This window comes from Pseudoxanthomonas sacheonensis (genome assembly GCF_010093305.1).
Lineage (GTDB): Bacteria > Pseudomonadota > Gammaproteobacteria > Xanthomonadales > Xanthomonadaceae > Pseudoxanthomonas_A > Pseudoxanthomonas_A sacheonensis.
On sequence record NZ_PDWS01000005.1, the window covers coordinates 113,767 to 127,880 of the forward strand.

Sequence of the window (14,114 nt, forward strand, 5' to 3'; positions counted from 1 at the left end):
GTCTTGGATGTCATAACCGAAGCAATGGTTGTGCCAATCTCAAGTTATTGAATTGAAAAGAAATAATTGGTGGACACAGTGTCCGCGCGGACACTTGCGGCGTCCGTGCGGACGGTCCGCCACGGTTTCGGCGTTTACACTGGACACCCCGAAGACAGGAACGGTCAGACATGTGCGGCATCGTTGGCGCGATCGCGGATCGCGATGTGGTTCCGGTACTCATCGAAGGACTGAAGCGGCTGGAATACCGCGGCTACGACTCGGCCGGCATCGCCGTGGTCGAGGAACGCGACGTGCGCCGCGTGCGCCGCACCGGGCGCGTGGCCGAGATGGAGAGCGCCGCGCTGGCCGAAGGCTTCCACGCCCAGCTGGGCATTGGCCACACCCGCTGGGCCACCCATGGCGGGGTCACCGAAGCCAACGCCCATCCGCATATCAGCCAGGGCGTTGCGCTGGTGCACAACGGCATCATCGAAAACCACGAGGAGCAGCGCGAACGCCTGCGCGGGCTGGGCTATCAGTTCGAATCGCAGACCGACACCGAAGTCATCGCCCACCTCATCCACCACTATCTGAAGGAAGGCAACGATCTGCTCGCCGCGCTGCAGCGGGCGGTCAAGGACCTGACCGGCGCCTACGCATTGGCCGTGGTCAGCCGCAAGGAACCGGACCGCATGGTCTGCGCGCGCATGGGTTGTCCGCTGCTGGTGGGTCTGGGCGAAGGCGAGAACTTCGTCGCTTCCGATGTCTCGGCGATCCTGCAGGCCACGCGCCGGGTGATCTTCCTGGAAGAAGGCGACACCGCCGAAGTCGGCCGCGGCGGTGTGCGCGTGTTCGATTCCACCGATACCGAAGTTGCGCGCGAAGTGCATGTGTCCGACGTATCGCTGGCTTCGCTGGAGCTGGGCCCGTACCGCCACTTCATGCAGAAGGAAATCCACGAACAGCCGCGCGCGCTGGCCGACACCATCGAAGCGGTGATCGACGGCGGTTTCTCGCCTGAGCTGTTCGGCAAGAACGCCGAAGCCGTGTTGCGCGACGTCGAAGGCGTGCAGATCCTGGCCTGCGGCACCAGCTATTACGCCGGCCTGACCGCGCGCTACTGGATGGAAGCCATTTCCGGCTTGCCGTGTTCGGTGGAAATCGCCAGCGAATACCGCTACCGCGCCGCCTTCGCCAATCCCAAGCACCTGATCGTCACCATCTCCCAGTCCGGCGAAACCCTGGACACGATGGAAGCGCTGAAGTACGCCAAATCACTGGGCCACAAGCACACGCTGTCGGTGTGCAACGTGCCTGAAAGCGCCATTCCGCGCGCCAGCGAACTGGTCTGCTACACGCGCGCCGGCGCCGAGATCGGGGTGGCCTCCACCAAGGCCTTCACCACCCAACTGGCGGCGCTGTTCCAGCTGTGCGTGGTGCTGGGCAAGATCCGCGGCGCGGTCAGCGAAGCCGACGAAGCCGACTACCTGGAACAACTGCGCTTCCTGCCCGGCAGCGTGCAGCATGCGCTCAACCTGGAGCCGCAAATCGCGATCTGGGCCGAGAAATTCGCCAGCAAGCAGAACGCGCTGTTCCTGGGCCGCGGCCTGCATTACCCCATCGCGCTGGAAGGCGCGTTGAAGTTGAAGGAAATCTCCTACATCCACGCCGAGGCCTATCCGGCCGGCGAGCTCAAGCACGGCCCGCTGGCGCTGGTGGATGCGGCGATGCCGGTGGTGGTGATCGCGCCCAACGACAAGCTGCTGGAAAAAGTGAAGTCCAACATGCAGGAAGTGCGCGCGCGCGGCGGCGAGCTGTTCGTGTTCACCGACCAGGACAGCAACTTCACCGAATCCGAAGGCGTCCACGTCATCCGCACTCCGCGCCACGCCGGCGTGCTGAGCCCCATCGTCCACACCATTCCGGTGCAGCTGCTGGCTTACCACACGGCTTTGGCACGCGGCACGGACGTGGACAAGCCGCGTAATCTGGCCAAGAGCGTTACGGTGGAATAGCCGCGGTTATCCGCATGAGTTAGCGGCATCGCAGCTTTACGGCCAAAAGCGCACGTCGGAAAGTCGGTGGCAAGTGGGAGTCAGCCACCCGATACGGCGAAGCCAAGAAACGGCATGGAGAGCCGGCATGGGAGCTTGCTCCCGCCATGCATGATGCCGTTGATCGTAGGCCCGCAGGCGCCGTGGCGAAAGCGTGTGAATTATTTACGTTGCCAGTCCCGCTTCCGGTACGCAATCTTTTGCGAACAACGATAGGTGTATGGTCTTGTCTGTTTCGGCGGACTGGGACGGCTCGTTGAGGGCTGTCGGGTCCTGACCTATAGTGCAGGGAAAGCTTGCAAGACCAGAGCGGCCGTTGGCCAGACGGCTGGACCCATGTCATGACGACGTGAGGGAATCATGCAGCAGAGGGGAGAGTCGACTGCACGACACTGGGGACGGCGCCAATGGCTCCTCGCGGGTTTCCTGTTGGCCGCGATCCTCGCCGGCTGGGCGGTCAGTCTGCTTTACGCACGGGCCGACGCGGAACGCATCGATCAGCATTTCGATGAAGTGGCCGGCCAACTGGTATCGAGCCTTGGCGACCGTCTGGCTACCTACGAGCATGGCCTGCGGGGCGCGCGCGGGGCCATCATCGCTTCCGGTCCGCAACTGAGCAGAGAGAGGTTCGCCGCATACAGCCGCTCGCGCGAATACGGAAGGGAGTTTCCGGGCGTGGGGGGCTACGGCTACATCCAGCGCGTTCCCATGCTGGAAATGGAGGAGTTCCAGGAGCGTGCGCGCCAGGACGGCGCACCGGACTTCAGTCTTCGCCAACTATCGCCGCACGAGGGCGAACGCTTCGTCATTCTCTACCTGGAGCCGGCACAGGGTAACCGCAGCGCGCTCGGCCTGGACATCGCCTCCGAGCCTAACCGCCGTGCGTCGGCGCTCGAAGCGGCGCGGTCGGGCCGTGCGGTTCTGAGCCATCCCATTACGCTCGTCCAGCGCGAAGAAGGCGTGCGCCATGGCTTCCTGCTGTTGCTGCCGGTGTACAGGGAGAATGCGGATCTCTCGACGAGCGACGCGCGCTGGCAAGCGACCTTCGGCTGGGTCTTCGCGCCGCTCAGCATCGAAGCGATCCTCGGCACTCTGGACGCCGCCAACCAGCCCTATGCGCTTTCGCTGGCCGATAGGGACGAGGAAGCCGCGACCCATCCGTTCTATACCAGCCATGATTTCGGCGCTCTCGGTTCCGCCGGCCTCTCGCGGAAATATCCGCTGGACGTGCATGGCCGCAGATGGCTGCTGGAAGTGCGGGCCAGGCCGTCGATCGCCGCCAATCTGAGCCTGACGCCGCCATGGCTGGTGGGCGGCCTGGTGGCCGTGCTCGGCGCGATGGGCGCATTGCTCTGGTATGTGTGGGCGCTGGCCCGGGAGCGAAGGCGACATTCGCAGTTGGAGGGCGCGCGGCTGGCGGCGATGGTGCAGGGCTCGGTCGATGCCATCATCGCCTGCGATACCCAGGGCAGAGTCACGCACTGGAATGCCGCCGCCGAGCGCATGCTCGGCCGAACGGCCAGCAGCGCTCTAGGTCGGAATCTGGAGCATCTGCTGATCGATGCGGCCGGCGATGGCGTGCGGCACGATGCGCAGGAAGCCGATGGACGCCGCATGAAACTGCGGGGAGCCGACGCGCAGCTCCTGGATTTCATGGTTCTGGCATCGCCTTTCAGCGCAGCCGACGGACGCATCGCCGGAACCTGCCTGCTGCTGCACGACATGGCCGACCGCATCCGCGCGGAGGAACACTTCAGGCTGGTAGTGGAAGCTTCGCCCAACGCCATCCTGATGGTGGACCAGGCGGGCATCATCCACTTGGCCAACGCCAAATCCGAAGAGCTGTTCGGGTATCCCAGGAGCGAGCTTCTGGGACATTCGATCACCAAGCTCCTCCCCGTAGGTGCGCGTGGAGGACACGATGCGTTCATCGCGCACTACTTCAAGAACTCCGAAGCCCGCGCCATGGGCGCGGGCCGGGACCTGTACTGCCTGCGCAGCGACGGTATCCGCGTGCCCGTGGAGATAGGACTGAACCCTCTTCCCACCGCAGATGGCCTGTATGCGCTGGCGTCGATCATCGACATCACCGAACGCAAGCGCCAGGAAGAGCGCATCATCCGGCTCAATGCAACGCTCGAACAGCAGGTCATGGAGCGCACGGAGCAAATCCGTACCTACTCCTCGCGCCTGACCGCCATCCTGCAGCATGCAGGCTACGCCATCGTGGCGACCGACATCGATGGGACCATCACCTTGTTCAATCCCGCGGCCGAACGGATGCTGGGTTATTCGGCGGACGAACTCATAGGCCGGAGGGGCATCGAATGCCTTCACGACGACGGCGATCTGCGGGCGAAATCCGCGGAGCTGTCCGCGGCGGACGACCAGCGCGTGGAGCCGGCCTTCACCCGCATCGCATCGCACCTGGAGCAACATGCCGTCGAAATTCCCGAGTGGAAGTATCTGCGCAAGGGCGGCGGATCGCTGCCGGTCAGGCTGAGCATCAGCGTGCTTCGCGACGATCGGCAGGAAGCCATCGGCTATCTGGTGATGGCTTCCGATCTGACCGAACAGAAGGCCAGGGATTCGGAACTGCGCAAGGCGATCGGCGAAGCGGAGCAGGCCAACCGCTACAAGAGCGACTTCCTGGCGAACATGAGCCACGAAATAAGAACGCCCATGAACGCCATCATGGGCATGCTTTATCTGATGGACCGTACGGATCTTCCCAGCGCCGCGCAGGACATGACCAGGAAGATCCGCCTTGCCGCCCAGTCGCTGCTGAGCATCATCAACGACGTGCTGGACTTCTCCAAGATCGAAGCGGGCCGCATCGAGCTGGAAGACGAACCTTTCGATCTGGCGGACGTGATGGAAAGCGTGGCGGCGCTGATGGCCTCGGCAGTGGATGCCAAGGGCGTGGAGATGCTGATATCTCCTGCGCCGCCGGCGGCGCGGTATGTGCGCGGGGACGCGCTTCGCCTGGGCCAGGTGTTGATCAATCTGGTCAGCAATGCGATCAAGTTCACCCAGCAAGGCGAAGTGGTGCTGGACGTGGAGCAGCTTGCCGGCGCCACGGACGGAGGCGTCCGCCTGCGGTTCTCGGTCACCGATACGGGTATAGGTATTTCGGAAGAAAAGCAGCGGATGATTTTCTCGCCGTTCTCGCAGGTGGATTCGTCCACGACGCGCAAGTACGGGGGCACCGGATTGGGGCTGAGCATCTGCAGCCGCCTGGTCAAGTTGATGGGCGGCACCTTGGCGTTGGAGAGCCAGCCGGGGAAGGGCAGCCGGTTCTCTTTCGTGATCCCGTTGGCCCTGGATCCGAAGGCGGAGTCGAAAGCGAGCAAGGACAGGTATCGCGTGCTGGTGGTGGACGACCACGACATCGCCCGGGAACATCTTGGTCTCCTGGTCCGCGGTTTCGGCTGGACCGCGGATGTGGCCGATTCCGGCGAGCGGGCCATGCAGAGGCTGGACCGGCAAGGCGCAATGCAATACGACATCGTGCTGATGGACTGGCAGATGCCGGGCATGGATGGCTTGGCGACGGCGGCGATGATCAGAAGCCGCATTCCATCGCCGCGGCAGCCCATCATCATCATGGTGACCGGCTTCGAGCGGAAGCTGATCGAACAGGATCCCTGCCGGGACGACGTCGATGCCGTGCTCACCAAGCCGATCACGGCCTCGGCGCTCTACAACGTCATCAACGAAGTGCTACGGCGGCGTGTCGGCGGCGCCGCGCTGCCGGACATGGTGTCGGTGGAGCAGCGGCTGGGCGGTTACCGGCTGCTGGTGGTGGACGACAGCGACATCAATCGCGAAGTGGCCCAGCGCATCCTCGAAGGCGAGGGCGCGCGGGTCGAGCTCGCGGTGGACGGACGCCACGCGCTGGAAATGCTGCAGGCGCAGCCCGATCGGTTCGACGTGGTTCTCATGGATGTGCAGATGCCCGAGATGGACGGCTACGAGGCCACCGCGCGGATACGCAAGTCGCCGGAGCTGGCGGACATGCCCGTTGTCGCGCTGACCGCGGGGGCGTTCAAGCGGCAGCAGGACGCCGCGTTGCAGGCCGGCATGAACGCCTTCGTCGCCAAGCCGTTCGAAGTATCGAACCTGGTGGCCACCATCCTGCAGTTCGCGTCCAGACATCCACAGGCGAGCTTCGGAGAGAAGCCGCCGCCGGTCTGCGCTGCCGACCCGGTGCTGGAGGACATAGACCCGCAATTGCTGGATATCAAAAAGGGGCTCAGCTATTGGCGCGAGGCCGCGCCCTACCGGCGCTATCTGGCCCAGTTCGCCCGCCGCTACGCGGGAATGGCGGATGCGCTCGAAGCTTTTATGAGGCGCGGCGACAGGGATGGCGCCTGCGCCGAAATGCACAAGATGCGCGGCGCGGCGTCTTCCCTGGCGCTGCCCTCGCTGGTGGCGGCTGCGGCGGAGGCGGAAGAACTTCTGCGCGACGGAAAGGATATCGACGACCTGATGGGAGGGTTGCGGCTGGTACTGCGCGAGACTCTGGAGGACATCCATCAATACGCCGATCCGGAACCGATTGCGGAGACGGTGTCGGCGAGCGAGGGGGAAGACTCCATAGTCTTGCTGGGCGAGCTTCTGAAGGCCCTCGATAGCGACGATCCCGAATCCATCGACGCCGCCGCGGCGCGGCTTTCGGGCCGGATCCGGTTCGATACCGCCGGGAAGATATTCCAGTACATCGAAGAGTTCGATTTCCGCGGTGCCGAGGATTTCATTAGCGGGTTGATCCGCGATGCGGCGTCGAACAGCGTCAAGGGCAACCAAGGCGAAGGCTAGGAGTACCGCATGCCTAACGGTCCGATTCTGTGCGTCGACGATGAGCCGAACAACTTGGCGCTGTTCCGGCAGATACTCGGCGGCGATTATCGCCTGGTGCTGGCGCGCGACGGCGCGCAAGCGCTCCGCGCAGCGGAGAAGCATGCGCCGTCGCTGATCCTGTTGGACGTGGAGATGCCGGACATGGACGGATACGAAGTCGCATCGGCGCTCAAGGCCAATCCCCAAACCGAACATATCCCCATCATCTTCGTCACCTCGCTGGGTCGCGAGGCCGATGAGCGCACCGGCTTCGCCTGCGGCGGCGTGGACTACATCGCCAAGCCGGTCTCGCCTTTCATCCTCAGGGCGCGCGTCAATACGCATCTGTCCCTGGTTCGGGCCTCCGCACTCAACAGCAGCTACCAGGACGCGATCCGGATGCTGGGCATCGCCGGCCATTACAACGATTCGGATACGGGCGTGCATATCTGGAGGATGGCTGCGTACGCGCGGATTCTGGCCGAGGCGGCCGGTTGGGAAAGCGCGCGCGCCGAGTTGCTGGAACAGGCTGCCCCCATGCACGACACCGGCAAGATCGGGATTCCCGACGGAATCCTCAAGAAGCCGGGAAAGCTGTCTGCGCCGGAGTGGGAGATCATGAAGCGCCATACGCAGATCGGCTACGAAATCCTCAGCCGTAGCCACGCGCCGCTTTTCCAGCTCGCCGCGGAGGTGGCGCTGAACCACCATGAGCGCTGGGACGGGACGGGTTATCCCGGCGCGCTGGCGGGCGAAGACATTCCTCAATCGGCGCGGATCGTGGCGGTGGCCGATGTCTTCGATGCGCTCGCCATGCGCCGCCCCTACAAGGAGGCCTGGCCCATGGACGAGGTCGTCGCAAAGATCGAAGAAGGCCGGGGGACGCACTTCGAACCACGAATGGTGGAATTGTTCCTGGATTGCCTGCCGCGCCTGCTCGAAACCAAGGCGCATTGGGACAGCCGGGATTCCGATACCGTCCTCCCCGAGGCCCAATAGGGAGGACAAGAAATAACGGAATGCCGGTGTCCACTCGATGTTTGCGGCCAAGAGCGGATGCCGGCCAGACCGCGCTCCGCTAACGCGGAAGGTCCGAGTCGCGCAGCAGGGCCATGGCCTGGGTGCGCGAGCGCACGCCCAGTTTTTCGAAGATGCGGGTCAGCGCATTGCGCACGGTCTTGTCGCTGATGAACAGCGATGCGGCGATCTGCGCGTTGGTGCGGCCGGCGACCAGGCCGGCGACGATGGCGCGCTCGCGAGCGGTCAGCGCGGACAATCGCGCATCGCTGTCGCCGAAGCCTTCGCCGAGGAACTGCAGCACTTCGGCGCAGAAGCGTTCCCACGCCGGTTCGTGCTCCAGCAGCACGTGGTTGCGCGATTCCAGTTCGACGAACCGGGAACCGGCAATGCCCGCCGCCAGCAAGCGTCCTTCCTCCAGCGGCACCACGCCGTCCTGACGCGCGTGCAGCACCAGCGTAGGCACGGTGATCCGTTGCAGCAACGAGACGACGTTTATGTGACCGCGCGCATCCAGCAGCGCGCCGGCCGCCTCGGCCGTGGTGGTGGTGCGCGCCAGTTCGTTGAACCACTGCACCTGCGCCTCGGTGGCCTCGGGAATGAAGCGCGAGGTGAACAATTGACGGAAGACCGGGTTCTCGTTGGCCCAACCCACCCGTGCGATGTCGGCGATGGCGTGATACAGGCGCGCGCTTTCCTCATCGCCGCGCTCGTAGGGTCCGCGCGCGTAGGCGCCGTACAGCACCAGTCTGGACACGCGCTGCGGATGCTTGGCCGCATACGCCACACACGCTGCCGCGCCCTGCGATATGCCCAGCAGGGCGAACGGCCGGTCGATCCCCGCCGCGTCCACCACCGCCTCCAGATCGCCCAGCCAGTGCTCCAGGTGCAGGCCACGCGGGTCGCCGCCGGTCATGCCGCAACCGCGTTCGTCGTAACGCACGAAACGGAAGTGGCCGCCGAAGAAGCGCGACCAGTGGCGCCAGATCGGGCTTTCCAGATCGTATTCCAGATGGCTCAGCCAGTTGGCCGCCTTCACCAGCGGCTGGCCGGCGCCCATCGACGCCCAGGCCAGGCGCGCGCCATCGCCGGTGGTCAGGTAGCGGATGGATTGCTGCATGGGCGGCTCCCTGAAGGGACTGGCGGAGTGTAGCCGGGACATTGTTCATCCATCGAACACGCAAAACAGGCGCACGTCGGGACATTGCTCACCTGCCGGGCGCGCGCCGTGCGGACGATGCTATGGCGTCCGTTCTCCGCTGCGCGTGCTTGGGGGCGCGCTTCCGCCACCGCATCGAGGTCGCCGATGAAACGTTCCCTGATCCTGCTTTACGGCGTGGCTTGCTACGCCGTGTTCTTCGCCACTTTCCTGTACGCCATCGGCTTCATTGGCAACCTGTGGGTGCCCAAGGCCATGGATTCGGCGCGCAGCACCAGCGTCGGCGCCGCGGTGCTGATCGATCTGGGCCTGCTGGCTCTGTTCGCGCTGCAGCACAGCGTGATGGCGCGGCCGGCGTTCAAGCGCGCGTGGACCAAGGTCATTCCCGAATCCGCCGAACGCAGCACCTACACGCTGCTTTCCAGTCTGGCGCTGATCCTGCTGTTCTGGCTGTGGCGCCCTGTCGGCGGGATGGTGTGGAACGTGGAGAACGAAACCGCGCGCATCGCCTTGTACGCGGCCTACGCGTTCGGCTGGGCGCTGCTGCTGTACGTGACCTTCCTGCTCGACCACTTCGATCTGTTCGGCCTGCGCCAGGTATGGCTGCAGTTCCGCGGGCGGCCGTACACCCATGTGCCGTTCAAGACGCCCACCCTGTACCGCTGGGTGCGTCATCCCTTGTACGTGGGGTGGCTGATCATCTTCTGGGCCACCCCCGCCATGACCGTCACCCACCTGCTGTTCGCATTGATGACCACCGCCTACATCCTGATCGCCATTCAACTGGAAGAACGCGATCTGGTGGCCGCGCTGCCGGAGTACGGCGAATACCGCAAGCGGGTGCCGATGCTGGTGCCGGGGACCAAGCGGCGGGAAAGCGGGGGCGTGAGCGTGACTGCGCGCCGATCGGCGGGTTGAGGTTTCCATAGGGTGGGCTCCAGCCCACCAGTCGCCGAACATCAGCGCTTAGAGTCTGCTCGCGACGTACCGGAAGACGTCATATTCATCTGCGGAAGAATCTGCGGAGGATATGGAAAAATGACTCGTCGTCCCCGCGAAGGCGGGGATCCAGTGTCTTGCCTACCGCGATCGTGGAGTTTGAACGAAAGCTTTAAGTCGCTGGATCCCCGCCTTCGCGGGGACGACGGGATAATTTTCCAGTTTCAGTAATTGTTCCAGAGATCGTCAACAGGTTTTCAGAAGTCCTTCAACCATAAAGCCACCGCTTTCATCGTCCAGCCAGCCGCATACAGACCAACGCCGAATACCGCATGCGTGACCAGACTGTTGAGGCGCGCAAGCGCGGGTCGAGGTGCAAGACGCGCGGCCATGCCCATGCCGAGTTGTCCAATCCAGTCGTCGCCGAAAAAATTCGAGCAAAAAAATCTGCGAGAATTATTCCGCTCACGTAGTGCGGCTGCAGTCCGGCCGCACGCTCGTCGGGTAGCTATTGGTCTACCACAGCATGACCCTGGCTTGCGGAATCGACATGGACAAATCGCGCAATATGGCCGAATTGGTAACGATGAAATAATCGGTCACTCGGGGCGAGACTTGCCAATAAATTTTTGCGTGTGAGCAATTGTCACGTCAAAGTGGTTTGCCGGGTTGCATCTGCGCCCCGGAGAATGGCAGCTGGAAAGACGCGCGCCGACTCGGCGTCATGTGCGACGCCCTGCGTTATGCCGTCGCCTGTTCCGCGTCCAGCCATATGGAATGCCCCACTTTCCGGCGCATTCTGCGGGCTGCCGAATCGGGGGCGTTTGCGGAGCGGCGGGTCAGGAAAAATCCGCGTCGATGACAGGCGGGCCGCCGGTAATCATTCCACCCGCATCCGCATCGCATGCAGCCGCTCGAAATGCGGCCTGCATTGCTCCGCTACCTCCGCCGCCGCACCGGAAAGACTGATCTGCTTGACCACCGGCGCCTCAAAACCCGTCGATTCCCACACGTGCGCATACCAGTGCGGCGCCCAGATGCCGTCGCTGTCGCGCCGGCCCGGCGGCCAATGCAGCATCCGCGCGGTGAAAGGAATGCCCAGCCAATCGCACAGGGCACGCAGATGGGGCTCGGGCGCGCGCAGGAAATCCCCCGCATCCAGGATCGGCGGCGGCGAACCGGTCGCGTGCAGCTCGTCGTACAGCGCCACCTGCTGCGGCAGGCCGATATCGTCGGCGGTTACCGTCGCCCGCGACTTCACGTAGGACGCCACCACTTCGCGCGGATCGCGGATCAGCAGCACGTTGCGCAGCCCCGCGATCCAGGCGTGGTCCATGTGCGGCAGCAGATGGTGGGTCATGTGCTTCTGGTACCACACCGCCGCGCCGCCGGGCGCCGGCCCCAACAGCGAATCGACCACCCGCCGCCAGTCGGTGTCGCCATCGGCGATCACTTCCTCGCGCGCCGGATGGTCCAGGCCGGTGCGGTCCAGGTAGTGCGCGTACAGCGGCTCGTCGCTGACCGCGCAGTCGCCGCGGTTTTCCCAGGCGCGCATCATCGCGGTGGAAATATTGCGCGGCCCCGACCACATGGCCACCCGCACCACCTGCGCGGACGCGCTCATGCCGGGCGCACCCGGCGGGCCGCGTCCGCGGCCGCGAACGCGCGGTACAAAGACTGCAGCCGCTGCACCATCGGTCCGCGCGCATCGTCGCCGCGCGGCTCATTGCCGATGCTGCGCTGGTCGACCGTGTGCACCGGCACCACGCCGCCGAAGGTGCCGGTGACGAAGGCCTCGTCCGCGCCGTAGACATCGGTGAGGCTGAAGGATTTCTCGAACACCGGAATGCCGTTGTCGCGGCACAGGGCGATGACGTTGGCGCGGGTGATGCCGCCCAGGCAGTACTGGCCGGTCGAAGTCCACACCTCTCCCTTGCGCACGATGAAGAAGTGGGTGGAGTTGCAGGTGGCGACGAAACCGTGCGGATCCAGCATCAGCGCCTCGTCGGCGCCGGCGCCGTAGGCCTGGATGCAGGCGGTGATGCAGTTGAGCTTGCTGTGCGAATTCAGCTTGGGGTCCTGCACGTCCGGCGCGCCGCGCCGCACGTGCACCGTATACAGCGACAGGCCGCGCGCGGCGGTGTCGGTGGAGGCGGTCTTGTATTCGGGAATGATGACCACCGTGGCCGGGCCCACGGTCACGCGCGGATCCTGGTAGGGCGTGCTCTTCACCCCGCGGGTGACCATCAGGCGTACGTGCACGCCATCGCCGTGCATGCCGTTGGCGTCCAGCGTGGCGTACAAGGCGCGCGTAAGTTGCTCGCGGCTGAGGCCGATATCGAGCAGGATGGCTTTGGCTCCTTCGTACAACCGGTCCAGATGTGCATCCAGGAACAGCGGGTGGCCGCCGAGCACGCGGAACCCTTCCCACACGCCGTCGCCGAGCACGAAGCCGCTGTCGAACACCGACACCATCGCTTCGCTGCGGTGTTTCAGCGTGCCGTTTATGGAAATAAGGATGTCGGCGTTGCGTGGATCGTCGGCCGAATGCTGGGTGCCCTGGGTCATGCGCGGTCTCCTGTGTCGGAACCGATGGTAGCCGCTGGGTCCCCGCAGGCCTAGTCGGCGCGGCGGAGTCGGATGCCACGATTCGATTCATCGGTCCGTGCGTTCCGGCGCCGGCGTCTTCACCCGTAGCCAGTGCCGTTGTCGGGGGAGATCGGGTACAGATGATTTCCTGCGCATGCGGTCGGCGTGTTCCGGTCGGTTACAGTAGCGGAACAGCCATCGTCGGTAGTCCGCCATGCCCCAGCGCGCCGCAGATCTGATCGCCCAGTACGACCCCACCTTGCCGCTGGCCGAGGCCAGCACCATCCCAGCGTCCTGGTACATCGACGAAGACATCGCCGCGCTTGAACGCAAGACCACCTTTTCGCGTACCTGGCAGATGGCCGGCCGCGCGGACCAGGTGCGCAATCCCGGCGACTACGTCACCTGCGAGATCGCCGGCGAACCCATCCTGGTGGTGCGCGGCGAAGACGGCGTGCTGCGCGGGTTCTTCAACGTCTGCCGTCACCACGCCGCGGCGGTGATGACCGAAGCCGCGGGCTGCGCGAAGAACCTGCGCTGCCCCTACCACGGATGGACCTACACGCTGGAAGGCGCGCTGAAGGGAACCCCCAGCTTCAACAGCGAGTGCCACTTCGACCGCAGCGCGCATGGGCTGGCGCCGGTGGCGACGGCGGTGTGGGAGAACTGGGTGTTCGTGCGGCTGGATGCCGAAGGCCCCGGGCTGGAGGAATTCCTGGGTCCGCAGCTGATCGAAGAGTTCGCCGCCCTGCGGTTGCAGGATCTGCACTGGTTCGAGCGCCGGCATTACTACTTCGACTGCAACTGGAAGGTGTTCGTCGACAATTACCTGGATGGCGGCTACCACGTGCCGCACCTCCACAAAGGCCTCAACAGCGTCCTCGACTTCAAGAACTACACCATCGAAAACGGCATGCATCACTGCCTGCAGTCCAGCCCGATGGTGAAGGACGGCGACCATGTCGATTTCTCGTCCGTGCGCGGCGGCGACCGCGCGCTGTACTACTGGCTGCATCCCAACTTCATGGTCAACTGGTACGAAGGCCAGATGGACGTGAACCTGGTGCTGCCGCTGGGGCTGGACCGCACCGAGGTGATCTTCGATTTCTATTTCGCCGATGTGTCGGAAGCGGCGGCCGAGCGCAACCGCGCCAGCATCGAGGTGGGCAACATCATCCAGGACGAGGACATGGCCATCTGCAAATCGGTGCAGCGCGGCTTGAACTCGCGCGCCTATTCCACCGGGCGGCTGTCGATCCGTAGGGAGGCGGGGGAGCATTTGTTTCACCGGCTGTTGCATGGAGAGCTTTCCACCGCCATCGGCGGATGAGCCGTCCCTCAGATCGTGACCCCTTGGATCGTCATCCCCGCGAAGGCGGGGATCCAGGGACTTTAGCTTCTGCGCAGAAAGCGTGGTTCGACAAGCTCACCACGAACGGAGATCTAGAAAATAGGTACGTGAAAGCCGAGTCCCTGGATCCCCGCCTTCGCGGGGATGACGATTCATTTTTTGTGCTCTGTCTCGGCTGCCC

9 protein-coding genes are annotated in these 14,114 nt (G+C 64.4%); 5 read left to right on the forward strand and 4 right to left on the reverse strand.

Annotation, left to right across the window (positions count from 1 at the left end):
* Positions 1 to 170 precede the first annotated feature (170 nt).
* The 3 genes from glmS (at position 171) to CSC73_RS06620 (ending at position 7,877) form a co-directional block, all read left to right on the forward strand.
* The gene (gene glmS / locus CSC73_RS06610) at positions 171 to 1,997 is read left to right on the forward strand and encodes a glutamine--fructose-6-phosphate transaminase (isomerizing) (RefSeq protein ID WP_163839635.1); all 1,827 of its coding nucleotides are present in this window, start codon (positions 171 to 173) and stop codon (positions 1,995 to 1,997) included.
* Between the two features lie 468 nt (positions 1,998 to 2,465).
* On the forward strand, positions 2,466 to 6,857 hold the full coding sequence (locus CSC73_RS06615; RefSeq protein ID WP_163839636.1) for a CHASE domain-containing hybrid sensor histidine kinase/response regulator: 4,392 nt from the start codon (positions 2,466 to 2,468) through the stop codon (positions 6,855 to 6,857).
* Positions 6,858 to 6,866: 9 nt separating this feature from the next.
* Complete coding sequence (locus tag CSC73_RS06620; RefSeq protein ID WP_170299054.1) at positions 6,867 to 7,877, forward strand: response regulator; 1,011 nt, start codon at positions 6,867 to 6,869, stop codon at positions 7,875 to 7,877.
* A gap of 79 nt (positions 7,878 to 7,956) precedes the next feature.
* Here the strand turns inward: CSC73_RS06620 and CSC73_RS06625 are convergent, their stop codons facing one another.
* Positions 7,957 to 9,015: an alpha/beta fold hydrolase gene (locus tag CSC73_RS06625; protein WP_163839637.1), complete on the reverse strand. Its 1,059-nt coding sequence runs from the start codon at positions 9,013 to 9,015 to the stop codon at positions 7,957 to 7,959.
* A gap of 186 nt (positions 9,016 to 9,201) precedes the next feature.
* On the opposite strand from CSC73_RS06625, the gene mddA reads away from it, so the two are divergent.
* Positions 9,202 to 9,972, forward strand: a complete 771-nt coding sequence (mddA, locus tag CSC73_RS06630) for a methanethiol S-methyltransferase (protein WP_163839638.1) — start codon at positions 9,202 to 9,204, stop codon at positions 9,970 to 9,972.
* Between the two features lie 278 nt (positions 9,973 to 10,250).
* Here the strand turns inward: mddA and CSC73_RS06635 are convergent, their stop codons facing one another.
* The 3 genes from CSC73_RS06635 to CSC73_RS06645 all read right to left on the reverse strand — a co-directional run bounded on the left by CSC73_RS06635 (position 10,251) and on the right by CSC73_RS06645 (position 12,561).
* Entirely contained in the window at positions 10,251 to 10,385 is a 135-nt protein-coding gene (locus CSC73_RS06635; RefSeq protein WP_246197396.1) for a DUF2938 family protein, read from the reverse strand.
* Between the two features lie 488 nt (positions 10,386 to 10,873).
* Positions 10,874 to 11,617: a sulfotransferase-like domain-containing protein gene (locus CSC73_RS06640; protein ID WP_163839641.1), complete on the reverse strand. Its 744-nt coding sequence runs from the start codon at positions 11,615 to 11,617 to the stop codon at positions 10,874 to 10,876.
* Entirely contained in the window at positions 11,614 to 12,561 is a 948-nt protein-coding gene (locus tag CSC73_RS06645) for an aminotransferase class IV (RefSeq protein WP_163839642.1), read from the reverse strand. Before CSC73_RS06645 ends, CSC73_RS06640 begins: the two co-directional genes overlap by 4 nt.
* Positions 12,562 to 12,796: 235 nt before the next feature.
* Here CSC73_RS06645 and CSC73_RS06650 point away from each other — a divergent pair, with 235 nt between their 5' ends.
* On the forward strand, positions 12,797 to 13,912 hold the full coding sequence (locus CSC73_RS06650) for an aromatic ring-hydroxylating oxygenase subunit alpha (RefSeq protein ID WP_163839643.1): 1,116 nt from the start codon (positions 12,797 to 12,799) through the stop codon (positions 13,910 to 13,912).
* The last annotated feature ends 202 nt before the right edge of the window (positions 13,913 to 14,114 follow it).